Here is a 15846-nt window from a genome sequence, read left to right as displayed (position 1 = left end):
AAGCCGGTTTGATGACCGGCTTTTAATTTATAAAGGTGTGTTGATATCGAAAGCTTCCAAATAATCTGAAACTCGCTTGACAAACTTTCCTCCCAATGAACCATCAACCACACGATGATCATAAGAATGGGAAAGGAACATTTTATGTCTGATTGCGATCACATCTCCGGTAGGCGTTTCTACCACCGCAGGTTTTTTCACAATTGCGCCTACAGCCAATATAGCTACCTGAGGCTGAGGGATAATAGGAGTCCCCATTACATTTCCAAATGATCCTACATTAGAAACGGTATAGGTACCACCTGCCAAATGATCAGCATTTAGTTTATTATTTCTGGCTAGGTTGGCAAGTTCATTTACTTTTTTAGAAATTCCCACAAGATTTAACTGATCAGCTTTTCTGATGATTGGCACAATCAGATTCCCATTAGGCAAGGCAACTGCCATGCCTACATTAATATCTTTCTTTCTGATGATTCTATCCCCATCTACAGAGATGTTGATCATAGGGAAATCTCGAATTGCTTTTGCGACAGCCTCAATAAAGAATGGTGTATAAGTGATAGATTCACCAAATTTATCTTTGTAAGCAAGCTTATTTCGCTCACGCCACACTACTATATTCGTCATGTCAGTCTCTACAAAAGAGGTGACATGTGCAGAGATACGTTTTGACTCCAGCATACGCTGAGCGATCATTTTGCGCATACGATCCATTTCAATGATCTCATCTTCACCCGATATGCTAACCGACACTTTAGGAGCTGAAATAGATGGAATTGCCGCAGTTTTTTTAGCAGGAGCAGACCTCGATTCTAGGTAATTCAACATATCCTGTTTCGTCACTCTTGCATCTTTTCCAGTACCAGGAACTTTGGCTAGCTCAGCTTTAGATATCCCCTCTTCTTTAGCAATGCTCTGTACCAAAGGAGAATAGAATCTATCATCTCCCAAGTCGGAAGTTTCAGTTGTGGCTAAAATTGCAGCAGTGTTGTCAGGAGCGGCAGCTACAAGATCTTCTTTCCGTATATCCGTTTTAGGCTCAATGTTGATTGGAACAATTTTTTCCTCACCAGCTGTTTCAATGATTGCTATTGGAGAGCCCACAGCAATTACTTCCCCTTCTTTGGCAAGAATTTGCTTCAAGACACCAGCATGAGTGGATGGTACTTCTGTATCAACCTTATCAGTAGCTACTTCTAGGACAGATTCATCCTGCTCAATTGTGTCACCCTCATTTTTAAGCCAGGTCAGCACTGTACCTTCTATGATACTCTCGCCCATTTTGGGCATCAGCATTTCTACAATCGCCATGGTTATGATTTAATAATTTATTGGGTTTATATACAAGTTTTAAAATTAAATTTTCTAAAACACTATCCCAAACCTTTCAATAGAAATTTTATTTGTTATTTCTCTGTAATACAAATTCTAAGTAAGTTCAAAACTGCAACTGCTGTGAGTTGAATATTGAGCATTCTATCCTGTGTCAGCTGAAGCTTTTTGGTTTCAACAAACCCTTCTCCCGCACAAGCAATCCACACTGTGCCCACAGGTTTTTCTTCCGTTCCACCAACGGGACCCGCGATTCCACTGCTTGCCAAACCAAAATCTGATTTGAACAATTCACGAACTCCTTTGGACATTTCTTTGACTGTTTCTTCACTTACTGCTCCAAAAGATGATAATGTTTCATTCTTTACCTTAATGATTTCATTTTTGAATTGATTGTGGTATGGAATTACTGCTCCCTGAAAATACGAACTACTCCCGGAAATACTGGTTATCAGGTGGGAAATGTAGCCTCCTGAACAGCTTTCGGCTAAAGCAACTGTTTTTTTATTTGAAATCAAAAGCTTCCCGATGGCTGTTTCCAAAGACTCCGAATCATAGCCATAGACGTATTTTTCTATTCTAGGTAAAACTAGATCAATTTGCTTTTGGATATCCTTTTCGATTTCAATTTTATCTGTTCCAAAACCAGTGAGCCGAAGTTTGACATGTCCCAAAGAAGGTAAATAGGCCAACCGGATGTTTTTTGGCAGTGCATTCTCCCAGTCTCTAATCAGATCTGCAAGCCAACTTTCACCAATACCCACTGTTTTCACCATGCGATGTACGATAACAGGCAATGGAAATAGGGTAGGTAGCTTCGGCACGACAAAGTCTGTCATTAACTTTTTCATCTCATGCGGAACTCCTGGCATCGACATCCAGTAAGTTCCGTTTCTTTCAAACCACATTCCTGGAGCAGTTCCCACTTCATTTGGCACGTAAGTACAGCAAGCTGGGAGATGTCCCTGGAGTAAATTAAGCGGAGTGATCTCCCTGCCACGTTTTTTGAAAAACTCTATTACTGCTTCCACAGCTGCTGGATTCTCTATAATAGGACTTTCAAAGAATTCTGACATCAGTGGTTTGGTCAGATCATCCTGAGTGGGCCCAAGTCCTCCCGTGATTAAAATAATATCAGCTCTAGCTTCAGCAGATACAAAAGCAGCTAAAATATCTTTTCTATCATCACCTATGGTGGTTTTCCGTACCACTTTTACACCAAGAAGATCAAGCTCTTGGCTGATCCAATGACTGTTTGTATCTACGATCTGCCCATAGAGCAACTCGTCTCCAATGGCTATTATTTCAGCTCTAACTACTTTCATCTGTTTATAATTGATTTTTATTGGCCACATTGTTTGTCCCGAACTGGATACGGGAGAATCTCGCATGGCCAATAATCATCCCAATATGTGACGTTTTTGTCATTCTCGTTTTCATGGTATTATCTTACTTCTGATTTACGAAGTATTTTCGTGAAAATTGTTGGGACAAATCGTTTCAAATAGATGCCTATGGTTTCCTTTCCACCGATATAGACTTCTTCTTTTTTATGAGTGAGGGCCTTGAAAATCTCTTTGGCACAATCTTCCGCACTCATTCCATTTTCCTGTGCTTTGTCCATCTCATTCAGCGGAGTGCCATCAGCTGTCAATGCATTTTTTGAAACATCAGTTTTGATAAAGCCAGGACATATCATCGTCACCGTTATATTTTCATCGAAATGCTCTAACCTTAGCGACTCGAAGAATCCATGAAGTGCATGTTTTGCTGCAGCATAACTTGATCTGTATGGCGAGCCAAATTTCCCGACTAGAGATGAAATCACACCAAATTGACCGGATTTTTTAGCGATGAAGTGGGGAAGAAGTGCTTTAGTAAGTCCTACGGTGCCAAAGAAATTAACCTCCATAAGTTTACGATCTACCTCAATAGGAGTATCTCTAATCAAGGATCGCTGGCTGATACCACCATTGTGAAGCATCATATCAATAGATCCAAAAGCTGTTATTGCCTCCTTAGTTTTAGCTGAGAAAGAAGACTGATCGGTAAGGTCAAGCGGAAGTACTTTACAATTTTCGGGATGAGTACTGGATGATTTGACTTTTTCGAGTGCTTCTTGGTTTCTAGCAGAAAGAATTACCATATAGCCTTCCTTTACAAACTTATAGACTGACGCTTCTCCGATTCCTGATGAGGCTCCAGTGATCCAGATTACTTTTTTAGACATGCTTCCTATGGATTCTTTCGTAATTGACGTATGTGAAAGCGTATTGGTGTCGATCATCAGCTGGATGATATTCGCTGAATGTAATCTTCCAATCCTCCTTGTTGAATTCTGGGAAATAGGTGTCTCCCTTAGGAGTGGATTCTACTTCGGTAAGAACTAACTCATCTGCCAATGGCAATGTTTGTCTATAGATTTCTCCTCCTCCAATCACATATAGATGATCTACGTTTCTCTTTTGGCAAAATACAAATGCCTTTTCTACACTCTCAAAAACATAATGTCCTTCAGGTACTTGGTAATCCTGATTTCTGGTAATTACAATGTGTGTTCGATTTGGAAGGGGGGTGCCTAAGGACTCAAATGTCTTTCTTCCCATTAGTATAAAATGATTAGACGTGATCCTTTTAAACCGCTTAAAATCATTAGGTAATCTCCAAACTAGGTCATTGTCTCGACCGATGACATTATTGGCCGCCACTGCAGCTATTAGTGATATCTTCATGCAAAATGCTTCTTGCCTTGAAGATAACAGGCCTAAACCCGAGAAAAAATAAATTGTAACAGAATTACTCTTGATTCATTGCTTGCATCATATTTGGGTAATCTGCTAACTCGAACGATTTTGGATCAGACTCTTTTATATCAATTGCTTTCATTTCTACCTTTCCATCTGAAGATGTGAAGGTTAGCTCAAGAAAATTACCTGTTGGTAAATTTTTGAATCGTTCTGCATACTTGGATTTGGCATTTGATGCCATCATTGGATTATTGGCACCCCAGAAGGATGAATATCCTGAAATAGGTTCTTGCGTCACCCAATAATAACCTTCTCCATCCTCGCTTTTTATATGATATTCCTCACAGCTATAACCAAGTATATCTTTGGTTTTCCCGGTTTTTTCTGGCGTTATCTCATCTTCATTTGGCGAAGATTCCATTTGCGCATCAGCCATTTCTTGGATATCATCCATATCTAGTTTGTAGGCCAAGCTCATTTTTTCTCCGTCATTATCCATTAAGATGATTGATGCGGTGTTTTTCACATCAAATATCATAGTGGTTTTTACTTGAGGATTTTTAGGGTCTATTACCTCCATGCCACTATAATCGACTGATTTACCTAAATAGGATTTGAAGTGTACTGGATCCTGAGTCTTACCTTTTTGGTCTTCGGAAGTCATTTCCATTATCGCATAGCCAACAAAGTCATATTGATCCTCAGTATCAACAGGTTCGCCCAAACCAGCTAAAACCTTGCTCATGTCAATACCTCCAGTGGAAATGCTATCCGATCCATTTCCATACATATCATAAAACAACTTTTCAAGTTGCTTCTCAGTCATTTTAGTGGCTTCCTTTTCTACTTTTTTTTCTATTGCATTCTCTATGCCTCTATTAGCTGCCTTCTGAATTTTTTTAATGAATTGGGCTTCGGCTGAAAATGAAAGTGAAGTGATAAAAAGCAAAATTATAAGGATACTATTGAGATTTTTCATGAGTTTGGCGTTAAAAATTTGGTTATATACTAGTTTGAAGTTCCTTAAAATCAGGCTAAAAATGAAATATTTCCTTCTTTTTTCTATTCTTCTTAAATCACGAAAACTTGTATCCTCTCAGTAAATCGTCCACCTTCATTCGTTTTTTTCCTTCCAACTGAAGTTCGAAAATCTCTAAAACCCCTTCCCCAGTCTGTACTTTCAAAAAGGTTTTATTGTCCGTTTGAAGCTCACCAATTGCTTTATTGGTATTCTGACTTTGGTAATACTTTGTTTTGTAAATCTTACAGATTTTTTCATCAAATCTAGTCCAGGCGGCAGGATAGGGGGATAGACCGCGAACCAGGTTGTGTATTGATTCAGCTGACTTGTTCCAGTCTATTTCGCCGGTCTCCTTGAATATTTTAGGGGCATGATGAATCGCTTTGGATTCATCTTGAGGTAGTGCTTGAACTTTGTCTTCAGCTATATTTTCGACTGTTTTTAGGACAAGCTTAGCCCCAACATTCATCAACTTTTCATATACAGTACCTAAATCATCCTCGTCTAGAATGGCAACTTTTTCTTGATAGATAATGCTCCCGGTATCGATTTCATGCTTTAGGAAGAAAGTTGTCACGCCAGTTTCCTTTTCGCCATTGATAATTGCCCAGTTGATCGGAGCGGCACCTCGATAATTAGGTAAAAGTGAAGCATGAAGATTGAATGTGCCAATAGGAGGCATATTCCAGACTGACTCAGGAAGCATTCGGAATGCCACCACGATTTGAAGATCTGCTTTCAGCGTACGAAGTTCATCTTGAAACTCTGGAGATTTTAGATTAGTTGGCTGTAAAATATTCAAATTCAGGTTGAGGGCAGCTTCCTTTACAGGAGAAGGGATTAGCTTTTGACCACGTCCTTTTGGCTTATCTGGAGCAGTAATTACCCCAACTACATTCCAGCCATTTTCTACCAAAAGTTCTAAGGCAGGCACAGCAAATTCCGGTGTACCCATGTAGACGATTCTAAGATGCTTATTCATTTTGAGAATATTGTTGAGGGTTGAGTTTTCAAACTCAGCCTTTACTTTTATTTATATATCAAATATTTAGTGCGCAGGGTTTTGAATTTTTCCAAATCAGGTTGCCAAGAAGCTGTGATTTCAGCTTCCGTTTTTCCGGCTATTATCATTTTTTTCAATTCATCTGTGCCTGCAAGGGTATTGAAGTAATTGTTGAAAAAAGCCTGACCCTTACCTGATTTTTGATAGGCATCTAAAAGATATTTTAACGTAAACTCATGGTTCATCGACTCTCCCCTTAAATCCACCCCATAGCATTTTTGATCCTTAAGAGGGGGATTTTTTGACATACCATCTATGCTCACCGGGGTGAAGGTGAATTCTCCAAATTTCGGATCTGGATAGCCATAAACCTGGAAAGGGAAATGAGTCCCTCTACCAAGAGAAATGATGGTCCCTTCGAAAAAGCAGGTGCTGGGATAGAGCTTAATAGACAAGTCATTAGGTAGATTTGGAGAGGGTTTAACAGGTAAGTTATATGCTGTATGATGATTCCAATTAGCCACCGGAACCACTTCAAGGTCTGCTAGTAATCCGCCTTTTAACCATTTTTCCCCATTGATCATTTGCGCCAGCTCACCGACTGTCAGACCATGTACGACTGGTATGGGATGCATTCCGACAAAGCTTTCGAAGCCCTTTTTCAATACTGGCCCGGCAATGTAATTTCCGTTAGGATTGGGTCTATCGAAAATCATCACCTTTTTACCATTCTCAGCCGCAGCCTCCATCAGGTAATGCATGGTGCTAATGTAGGTGTAGAATCTCACGCCCACGTCCTGTAAATCAAAAATCAGGATATCTAAATCTTGAATCTGTTCTTGTTTTGGTTTTTTGTTATTTCCATAAAGCGAGATAATAGGAAGGCCTGTTTTGGAGTCAATTGTATTATCTACTTTTTCCCCAGCATCAGCTTGACCACGGAATCCATGCTCGGGCACAAAGACTTTCTTCACCATGATGCCTTTTTCTAATAGAAAATCAACCACATGCTTATTGTTGCTTTGGGTCAATATGCTGGTTTGGTTAGCGACTATACCTATATTCTTTCCTTCAAGTTGCTCAAGGTATAGTTCTGGACGTTCTGCTCCTGGCAGAGGAGTGATTTGTCTTGCCAAAGACATGTTGGGAATACCGAGAATTAGCAGTGCTAAATTCAAAAAGTAAATAAAGGGCAAAAGTTTCGTTTGGTTCATGCTATTTTGCGGTCTAATCCAACAAATTAAAGCAGTCCTTTGAACCTTTCCTATTTCATCGCCAAAAGAATCAGTTTTAAGAAAGCTGGAGGATTTTCGGCCACCATACACAAAATTGCAGTAGGAAGCCTTGCCTTGGGGCTGGCTCTATCGCTTGTTTCCTTTATGGTTTTGGGAGGTTTTCAAAGTACCGTTTCGGGAAAAGTTTACGGTTTCACCGGTCATTACCAAGTGCAGAGATTCACGATGAGTAATGCCTTCGAAGAGGCTGCTTTTTCGCTGAATTCCCAGTTCAGCCAAACCAATCACCTATTGCCATTTGTAACCAGAGTACAGGCCTTCGCCCATAAAGCCGCTTTAATCAAAGGCGATGAAGAGGTGGAGGGAGTGCTGATGAAAGGAGTGGGGCAGGATTTTGATACACTGGGTTTCAAAAAGTATGTGATTGATGGAAGAATGATTAACATTCCTGATGAAGGAACCAGTAATGAAGTCATGCTGAGTCAGTTTATAGCAAATAAACTTTTGCTAAAAGTAGGAGATAAAATCACACTTTATTTCGTGCAAGACCCACCAAGATACAGAAGAGTGGAAGTAGTGGGGATATTTCAGACCTACCTGGAAAACTTCGACGAAAAGATTATTATCGGGGAATTGCAGACCATCAGAAATCTAAATGATTGGACGGAGGATCAAATTGGTGGTTTGGAAATCTTCGTTGATGACTTTACTAAAATAGATTCCTATACCCCAAAAATAGAGGAGTTAATGGATTATGACTTGAAGTTAATTAGTAGCCAGGATAAATTTGTGGAGATTTTCGATTGGCTAAGTCTGTTGGATAATAATGTCTATGTTTTTATTGGTTTGATAGGCTTCGTGGCGATCTTCAATATGGGAGCGATTCTCTTTATTTTGATCATGGAGCGCACGCAAATGATTGGCTTACTAAAAGCGCTAGGATCCACAAATAAGCAAATCCGAAGAATCTTCTTTTGGAATGGAATTAATATACTTTTGCGGGGAATGATAATAGGAAATGCAATCGGTCTAGGAATAGGCTTTTTGCAAGATCAATTCAAATTGATTCCTCTGGATGCTGAAAGTTATTATATGAGTTATGTGCCGATTGATTGGAATTGGCCTGCATTTGTCTTAATCAACATTGGAATTGTAGTTCTTACAGCGGCAGTCTTGTGGATACCAGTCATGGTGATCTCCAAAGTAGATCCTATTCGGTCAATCCGTTTTGATTAAGCTGATAAGGGCTAAAAATACTTTTAATCTTCATTGAAATCACCCCAATACCTGCTTCTTTGAAAATTCCCCGACTCATTTTCGAAGTTCCTTTTGTGCGATCAGTGAATATTATTGGCACTTCTACTAGTTTGAATCCAAGCTTCCAAGTGGTAAACTTCATCTCAATCTGAAATGCATAGCCAACAAATCGTACTTCATCAAGCTTGATTCCGGCGAGCACTGATTTGTGGTAGCATTTGAATCCTGCAGTTGCATCTTTCACTGGTAAACCTGTGATGAATTTCACGTAGACGCTAGCGAAATAAGACATCAAAACTCTGCCCATAGGCCAGTTTACCACATTTACACCTGTGATGTATCTGGACCCGATTGCCAGGTCAAATCTCCGGTCAGCACAAGCTTCGTAAAGTCGGATCAAATCATTAGGGTTATGCGAAAAATCTGCATCCATTTCGAAGATGAAGTCATAATCCCTCTCCAACGCCCATTTGAAGCCGGTGATGTATGCTGTCCCTAAGCCTAATTTGCCATATCGTTCTATTAAATGAAGTCGCTTAGGAAAGGCTATTTGCTGGCTCTTTACCAAAGCTCCAGTGCCATCTGGGCTACCATCGTCCACTACTAACAACTCAAATCCTCCAGCAAGATTCATTACCGCATGGATCATTTCCAGGATATTTTCTTTCTCGTTGAAAGTGGGGATTATGACTAGTTTTCGATGGTCCATATTTTGAGCAAAGGCCAAAAGTAAGAGTAAAGACCGATTTTAGAAGAATGGTCAGCGAAAATTTTGGTTAAAGTATAGATTTGTGGAAAATATAAGCAATGAATCAACACGTAGCTATTGTCAGTTATTTCTCGGTTGGGGCGTACGATACGAATACGCTCGACGAAAATCAAATGTTATCTGATATTCTAAGCGACTTACAGATTTCTCATGAAATAGTTATCTGGTCAGATTCTGAAGTCAAATGGGAAAAGTTTACACTTTTGCTAATCAAATCAACTTGGGATTATTTTGATTTTTACCCTGAGTTTTTGAGTTGGATAGAACGTATGAAACAACTCAATATTCCGGCTCTAAATAGCTTAGATACAATTCTTTGGAACTCTTCGAAAACCTATCTTTTGGAAGTTGAATCAAAAGGCTTTCCTGTAATAGCTGGGATGATATTGGAAAAAGGGACAGTAATTTCGCCAGAGAAAATAGCTTCAAAGGTCAAAAGCGAAACCTGGGTAGTAAAGCCTTTAGTAAGCGGTGGTGCAAAGAATACCTTAAAACTGGAAAGCTCGGATTGGGGAAAATATGCTGAAAAAATTCAAACCTGGGTAACTTATGAAGCATTTCTAGTCCAACCATTCGTTTCAGAGGTTGAAACAATAGGGGAGTATTCTCTGCTATTTTTTAATGGTAAGTTTTCCCATGCAGTTTTGAAAACACCGGCTAGCAAGGATTTTCGGGTGCAACACTATTTTGGTGGAACCATTAAAACCATCAATCCCTCTGAATCCATGTTGGCCTCCTGCCAGGCACTGGTGAATCAATATGCTACTGACAGCCTATATGTCCGGGTAGATGGGGTCGAGATTGACTGTACATTCTATTTGATGGAGTTGGAAATGATAGAACCTTACTTATTTCTGGGTATAAGTGAACAGGCGCTAATAAACTACAAGAAAGCCATCTCAGTACGTTTAGCTTAAGAAGCACAAAATTCTATTTGTGCCTTTGCATACTCACTTCCTTTGTTTGCTGCATTTTGAAGAAGATCACAGCCTTCAGAATCACCCAAAGAAGCCATGCAGTGTCCCTTACGAGCCATTGCTTCTAGATGATTTGGGTTTTGCTTGAGTACAGCATCAAAATCCTCTAGTGCCCAAGGCAAATAACCTGCATTCATTAATGCAAATCCGCGATTATAGCGTCCAACCATATTATTAGGCTCTCGATTAACGTAAGAATTTAAAGCAGCTGCGCATCCCAAAGCATCTCCTTGGTAAGCGAGAGCCATGCCTGTGTAGAAATATACTTTAGCGTTATCAGGATTTAATTCTGTGGCTAATCTTAGGAATTCTTCCGCTTTACGGAATTTCTCAGTCATAAGCATAGTGCGCCCAAGTAGATAGATAATATCGAAATCCGTGGCATCAAGTGAGGCTGCCCGAAGAAGCCTTATCTCTGCATCATCATATTTCTTTTCGTCAAAGAGCAATTTGCCTAAACCGGCATGTGCGTGTGCATATTCATTGTCTATGGATATGATTCGCTCGTAATCTGCTTTTGCTTTTTTTAATTCCCCGAGTTCTTCATAGCACCTCGCCCTCATATGTAATGCTTTGACGTCAGTTACATTAAAAAAGAGGTATTGATTAAGGTTTTCAATAGCATCATCGTATTTCTTGTTATTGAAAAGCTGCTCAATATTTTGAAGGCTACTTGAGCAAGAGCTACTTACAACAATTAAGAAAAGGATAGTCAGGGTACGTAAAAGTCGTTTCATGACTAAATGAACAAAAAAATAAGGATTAGGAAAAACATTTATGAAGATATTTTCCTAACCCTTATGAAATTTTAAGAGTTCAAGCTTTCTCTAAAGAAAAAAGTAGTAAACGGCTGACAATTAAAGTACTCCCTTGGTGCTTGGCAGTTGATTGATGTTTCTAGGATCGCGAGTTACGGCCATTTTTATAGCTCTAGCAAGAGCCTTGAAGATAGCTTCGATCATATGGTGCTCATTACCGCCTTCAGCTTTAATATTCAGATTACATTTGGCAGTGTCAGAGAAAGATTTGAAGAAATGATAAAACATCTCTGTTGGCATATCGCCAACTTTTTCCCGCTTGAATTCAGCATCCCACACGATCCAGGGTCTTCCTCCAAAGTCAATTGCTACCTGCGCCAAAACATCATCCATAGGCAAAAGAAAACCGTAACGGTAAATTCCTTTTTTGTCGCCTAAAGCTTTCAAATAAGCCTCGCCAAGCGCCAAAGCAGTGTCTTCAATTGTGTGATGCTCATCAATGTGTAAATCACCATTTACTTTGATCTCCAGATCGGTGCTTCCATGCTTGCCAAGCTGCTCTAGCATGTGATCGAAGAAATGCAATCCTGTTTTGATATCGCAGTGACCATTTCCATCCAGGTTCAATTTGATGTAAATGTCCGTTTCAGATGTCTTGCGGCTTACTTCGGCCGCCCGGGGTGGCATTTTCAAAAACTCATAGATCTCATCCCAGTCTGTTGTGCTCAAAGCAGCATTTTCGGCGGATTCACCAATGAAGATAGCTTTTGCTCCAAGGTTCTCTGCAAGCTTCACATCGGTTAATCTATCGCCGATGACGTAGGAATTTGCCAAGTCATAATCTTCTGAAAAGTATGCTGTTAACAGGCCGGTATTCGGTTTTCTGGTGGGAGCATTTTCATGTTCAAAGGTTTTGTCTACATGGATTTCTTTGAAGAAAATATTCTCCTGTTCCAATGTTTTCAGCATTTTAAACTGCGCTGGCCAGAAGGTGTTTTCAGGAAAGGAATCTGTGCCCAAGCCATCTTGGTTTGTTACCATGACCAGTTCAAAATCAGTCTCTTCGGCAATTTTGCGCAGGTTAGAAATTGCCTTTGGCAAAAACTCTAACTTCTCAAGGCTATCTACCTGAAAATCAGTAGGTGGTTCTTTGATGATTGTCCCATCCCGATCTATAAAAAGTACTTTCTTTTGCATGGTTTATAGGTTAAAGCTTTCCGCGTATATTTTTTTCAAAGCTTGGACAAAGGCTTCATTTTCTACTCTTGTACCCACTGAGATACGTAGACACTCTTCACAAAGCTGAACTTTTGATCTGTTTCTAACAATGATTTTTTCTTCGATCAGATCATCATACACATGACTTGCATTTGGCATTTTTACCAAAAGGAAATTTGCATGGGAAGGATGGATTTTCTCTATAAAATCAAGTTGACTTAGTTCCTTTTTCAGGTAGTCTCGCTCTTGGAGAATATCTGCGATCATCGCATTTACTTTATCTACTTTCTGAATAGCAGCCAAAACAGTTTGCTGAGTCAATCCAGAGATATTATAAGGAGGTTTGATCCGGTTTAAGATCTTGATCATTTTTTTGCTGGCAAAAGCCATTCCTAGCCTTAGAGAAGCTAGTCCCCAGGCTTTGGAGAAAGTCTGCATGACCACAAGGTTACCATACTCACCCAAAAGAGTGGTAAAGCTCAGCTCATCGCTAAAGTCAATGTAGGCTTCATCGACCACTACCAAACCTTTGAATTCACGGATTAGTCTCAGAATATCCTCACGGTTTACCTTATTTCCACTGGGATTATTAGGTGAGCAGACAAAGATGATCTTGGTGTTCTTATCCACCGCTTTTAATATCAAATCCGGCTGAAGCTGGAAATCCTTAGTTAAAGGAACTTTACGGGTTTCCACGTCATTGATGCCGGCGCTCACCTCATACATTCCATAAGTAGGAGGTAGGAGAATCACATTATCTTTACCAGGATTACAAAATGCCCTGAAAAGCAGATCAATTGCTTCATCTGAACCATTTCCCAAGAATAGCTGAGATGGTTTTACTTTCTTGATCTTGGCGATTTGGGCCTTTAACTCAAGCTGATACGGATCAGGATAGCGGTTGTGATCCTCATCAGTGACAGATCCATAAGGATTTTCATTTGCATCTAGAAATATCCCTTCCTTACCGGTATACTCATCGCGAGCGGATGTGTAGGGCTGAAGGTTTACGATATGGGGTCTAAGCAATGGGGTTAGGTCAAACTTCATTTCTTCTGTTTTTTGAGATGTTTGAGTCTTATTGATACGGCATTTTTGTGTGCCTCCAGCAGTTCATTTTCTGCCATGATTTCTATGGTTGGACCTAAATTTTTCAATCCTTCAGGACTGATTTTTTGATAGGTTATTTTCTTCACAAAGCTGTCAAGTGACACGCCACTGTAATTTCTTGCGTAGCCGTAGGTCGGCAAGGTATGATTGGTGCCAGAGGCATAGTCACCTGCTGATTCTGGGGTGTAGTTTCCTATAAAAACTGATCCGGCATTGTAAACGGCATTCACAGCATTGTCCTCCTCCACCACGCTGATGATCAGGTGTTCAGGAGCATAGTAATTGATAAGTTCCAAGGCTTCCTCAGCACTGTCGATTATTACTGCTCTAGAATTAGCTAAGGCTTTTTTGGCAATATCTTTTCTGGGAAGTTCTTCTAGTTGTGCATCAATTTCTTTGGCTACGCGCTTTGCAAATTGCTCGGTGTCTGTGACCAGAATAACCTGGCTATCGACGCCGTGCTCTGCCTGAGAAAGCAGGTCGGCCGCTACGAAAGCTGGATTCGCCGAATTATCAGCATACACCAATACCTCGGAAGGACCGGCAGGCATGTCAATCGCTACTCCATATTTTGTTGCCATTTGCTTTGCAGCTGTTACAAATTGGTTTCCAGGACCAAAGATCTTATCCACTTTTGGTACACTTTCAGTACCGAAAGTCATAGCAGCAATGGCTTGTGCTCCACCCGCTTTTACGATCTTGGTAATGCCAATCAAATCTGCTGTATACAGTATCGCTGGGTGGATTTTTCCTTCTTTATTTGGAGGTGAGCAAAGCACAATTTCTTTGCAACCGGCCAATACAGCTGGGATTCCCAACATTAATACGGTGCTGAACAAAGGGGCTGTTCCGCCGGGAATATATAAGCCAATTTTTTGGATTGGGACACTTTTTCTCCGGCAAACTACTCCTGGCATCACTTCATCCACTAATTCAGGAGTTGCCTGGGCCATGTGGAAGCGCTCAATGTTTGCTTTTGCCACATTGATAGCTTTTTTCAACGCTGGTGAAATAGCTGCAGAAGCAGCATGAATTTCTACTTCCGATGGGAAAAGTGTCTCTAATTCTACGTGATCATATTCCATTGCGAATTTGAAAAGGGCTTTATCACCGTTTCTTTTCACTTTTCGCAGGATGGGTTTCACGACTTTATTTATCTGCTTGGATTTAAAGATTGGCCGGGCCAACTGCTTTTTCCAAGTTTCTTTACTAGGATTGTCCAGGACTTTCATCAGTTTATAATTGATTTTTATGGTCATAACCTGTCCCGTGACGAAGGAAATGGGATGGAATCTCGCAGTGAATATTCATCCCTCTGTGTGTCGACTGAGTCATGCTCGATTTCATTTTATTTCTGGGCTAGGGTTGTGCAAATACTTATGCAGAATTAAAGAATCATTTTTTCAATAGGAACGACTAGAATGCCTTCTGCTCCAGCGGCTCTGAGTTCCTCAATATTTTCCCAGAATTGATCCTCGTTCAAAACCGAGTGAACCGATGACCAGCCTTTCTGAGCAAGTGGCAAAATAGTGGGGCTGCGCATTCCTGGAATCAGGCTTGTAATTCTTTCAATGGATTCATTGGGAGCATTTAGAAGCACATATTTACTGCTTTTTCCTTTTTGGACTGCATTGATTCTAAAGAGTAGCTTTTCCGCAATTTCCTTTTTCCAATCTGGGAGGTTATTATTTGCGATCAGTACAGCTTCGGATTTGAAGATTTCTTCGACTTCCTTTAGTCCATTCATCATCAAGGTAGAGCCGGAGCTCACGATATCGCAGATTCCTTCTGCTAAGCCGATGCTAGGAGCGATCTCTACCGAGCCGGAGATTTCATGGATATCTGCATTGATATTTTGGCTTTTGAGATAATCCCCCAGTATTTTAGGGTAGGAGGTGGCAATGTTTTTTCCTTCGAAAAACTGCACACCATTATATTCCTGACCTTTTGCTACAGCTAGAGAAAGTCTGCATTTAGAAAAGCCTAAAGGCTTCATCGTCGTGACATTCTTGTTTTTTTCTACGACTTCATTTTGGCCTACAATTCCAAGATCAGCAACTCCATCGGCTACATAACCTGGAATATCGTCATCACGGAGAAAAAGGAATTCGATTGGGAAATTGGTGGATGTGGACTTGAGTTTGCCCGTTCCATTGTAAAATTTGATGCCACATTCTTTGATGAGGCTAAGTGAGTCGTCAGATAGTCTGCCGCTTTTCTGCACGGCAATACGGATTATTTTTTCCATGTTGGCAAGTTACGCTAAGTAATAAAAGGATGTAATAAATGTTGGTGAAAAGCGGAATCCCTATCATCGGCTTCACCGGGTGTGTAAAAATATTCCTCAGGAGGAATGATGGAAATGGTGCATCAAGTTGGCTTGATGTGCAGTTGCTAAAAAATCAATATTTCTATT

At 40.3% G+C, this 15846-nt stretch carries 15 protein-coding genes; 2 read left to right on the top strand and 13 right to left on the bottom strand.

Annotated elements, in window-relative coordinates:
* Window positions 1–27 precede the first annotated feature (27 nt).
* The 7 genes from SYJ56_RS09290 to SYJ56_RS09260 all read right to left on the bottom strand — a co-directional run bounded on the left by SYJ56_RS09290 (window position 28) and on the right by SYJ56_RS09260 (window position 7248).
* Window positions 28–1314 carry a dihydrolipoamide acetyltransferase family protein gene (locus SYJ56_RS09290; RefSeq protein ID WP_323833711.1) on the bottom strand — a complete coding sequence of 429 codons (1287 nt, stop codon included), beginning with the start codon at window positions 1312–1314 and terminating at the stop codon, window positions 28–30.
* A 95-nt stretch (window positions 1315–1409) separates the two neighbouring features.
* Window positions 1410–2660 carry a competence/damage-inducible protein A gene (locus SYJ56_RS09285; RefSeq protein ID WP_323833709.1) on the bottom strand — a complete coding sequence of 417 codons (1251 nt, stop codon included), beginning with the start codon at window positions 2658–2660 and terminating at the stop codon, window positions 1410–1412.
* A gap of 119 nt (window positions 2661–2779) precedes the next feature.
* The gene (locus SYJ56_RS09280; protein WP_323833707.1) at window positions 2780–3565 is read right to left on the bottom strand and encodes an SDR family oxidoreductase; all 786 of its coding nucleotides are present in this window, start codon (window positions 3563–3565) and stop codon (window positions 2780–2782) included.
* On the bottom strand, window positions 3558–4067 hold the full coding sequence (locus SYJ56_RS09275; protein WP_323833705.1) for a dihydrofolate reductase: 510 nt from the start codon (window positions 4065–4067) through the stop codon (window positions 3558–3560). The genes SYJ56_RS09280 and SYJ56_RS09275 overlap by 8 nt, the downstream gene beginning before the upstream one ends.
* Window positions 4068–4131: 64 nt before the next feature.
* Window positions 4132–5061 carry a DUF4412 domain-containing protein gene (locus SYJ56_RS09270; protein ID WP_323833703.1) on the bottom strand — a complete coding sequence of 310 codons (930 nt, stop codon included), beginning with the start codon at window positions 5059–5061 and terminating at the stop codon, window positions 4132–4134.
* Window positions 5062–5158: 97 nt separating this feature from the next.
* Window positions 5159–6085 carry a methionyl-tRNA formyltransferase gene (gene fmt / locus SYJ56_RS09265; protein WP_323833701.1) on the bottom strand — a complete coding sequence of 309 codons (927 nt, stop codon included), beginning with the start codon at window positions 6083–6085 and terminating at the stop codon, window positions 5159–5161.
* A 47-nt stretch (window positions 6086–6132) separates the two neighbouring features.
* Window positions 6133–7248, bottom strand: coding sequence for an exo-beta-N-acetylmuramidase NamZ family protein (locus SYJ56_RS09260; RefSeq protein ID WP_416377794.1), 1116 nt, complete (start codon window positions 7246–7248; stop codon window positions 6133–6135).
* Between the two features lie 111 nt (window positions 7249–7359).
* Here SYJ56_RS09260 and SYJ56_RS09255 point away from each other — a divergent pair, with 111 nt between their 5' ends.
* The gene (locus tag SYJ56_RS09255) at window positions 7360–8577 is read left to right on the top strand and encodes an ABC transporter permease (protein WP_323833697.1); all 1218 of its coding nucleotides are present in this window, start codon (window positions 7360–7362) and stop codon (window positions 8575–8577) included.
* Here the strand turns inward: SYJ56_RS09255 and SYJ56_RS09250 are convergent.
* Window positions 8552–9307 carry a polyprenol monophosphomannose synthase gene (locus SYJ56_RS09250; RefSeq protein WP_323833695.1) on the bottom strand — a complete coding sequence of 252 codons (756 nt, stop codon included), beginning with the start codon at window positions 9305–9307 and terminating at the stop codon, window positions 8552–8554. The genes SYJ56_RS09255 and SYJ56_RS09250 overlap by 26 nt on opposite strands.
* Window positions 9308–9405: 98 nt before the next feature.
* On the opposite strand from SYJ56_RS09250, the gene SYJ56_RS09245 reads away from it, so the two are divergent.
* A complete protein-coding gene (locus tag SYJ56_RS09245) occupies window positions 9406–10284 on the top strand; it encodes an ATP-grasp domain-containing protein (protein ID WP_323833693.1) in 879 nt (292 codons plus the stop codon).
* On the opposite strand, the gene SYJ56_RS09240 is transcribed toward SYJ56_RS09245, so the two are convergent.
* The 5 genes from SYJ56_RS09240 to hisG all read right to left on the bottom strand — a co-directional run bounded on the left by SYJ56_RS09240 (window position 10281) and on the right by hisG (window position 15678).
* Entirely contained in the window at window positions 10281–11081 is an 801-nt protein-coding gene (locus SYJ56_RS09240) for a tetratricopeptide repeat protein (RefSeq protein WP_323833691.1), read from the bottom strand. The two genes, SYJ56_RS09245 and SYJ56_RS09240, sit on opposite strands and share 4 nt — an antisense overlap.
* 120 nt (window positions 11082–11201) lie before the next feature.
* Window positions 11202–12299: a bifunctional histidinol-phosphatase/imidazoleglycerol-phosphate dehydratase HisB gene (gene hisB / locus SYJ56_RS09235; protein WP_323833689.1), complete on the bottom strand. Its 1098-nt coding sequence runs from the start codon at window positions 12297–12299 to the stop codon at window positions 11202–11204.
* Between the two features lie 3 nt (window positions 12300–12302).
* Window positions 12303–13370, bottom strand: coding sequence for a histidinol-phosphate transaminase (gene hisC, locus SYJ56_RS09230; RefSeq protein ID WP_323833687.1), 1068 nt, complete (start codon window positions 13368–13370; stop codon window positions 12303–12305).
* Window positions 13367–14662, bottom strand: a complete 1296-nt coding sequence (gene hisD, locus SYJ56_RS09225; protein ID WP_323833685.1) for a histidinol dehydrogenase — start codon at window positions 14660–14662, stop codon at window positions 13367–13369. Before hisD ends, hisC begins: the two co-directional genes overlap by 4 nt.
* A 155-nt stretch (window positions 14663–14817) precedes the next feature.
* Window positions 14818–15678: an ATP phosphoribosyltransferase gene (hisG, locus tag SYJ56_RS09220; RefSeq protein ID WP_323833683.1), complete on the bottom strand. Its 861-nt coding sequence runs from the start codon at window positions 15676–15678 to the stop codon at window positions 14818–14820.
* Window positions 15679–15846 lie beyond the last annotated feature (168 nt).

Origin of the sequence: Algoriphagus aurantiacus (genome assembly GCF_035156405.1) — a bacterium.
GTDB lineage: Bacteria > Bacteroidota > Bacteroidia > Cytophagales > Cyclobacteriaceae > Algoriphagus > Algoriphagus aurantiacus.
Note: the sequence above shows the minus strand (reverse complement) of the source record. Positions and strands in the feature narration are given on the sequence as shown.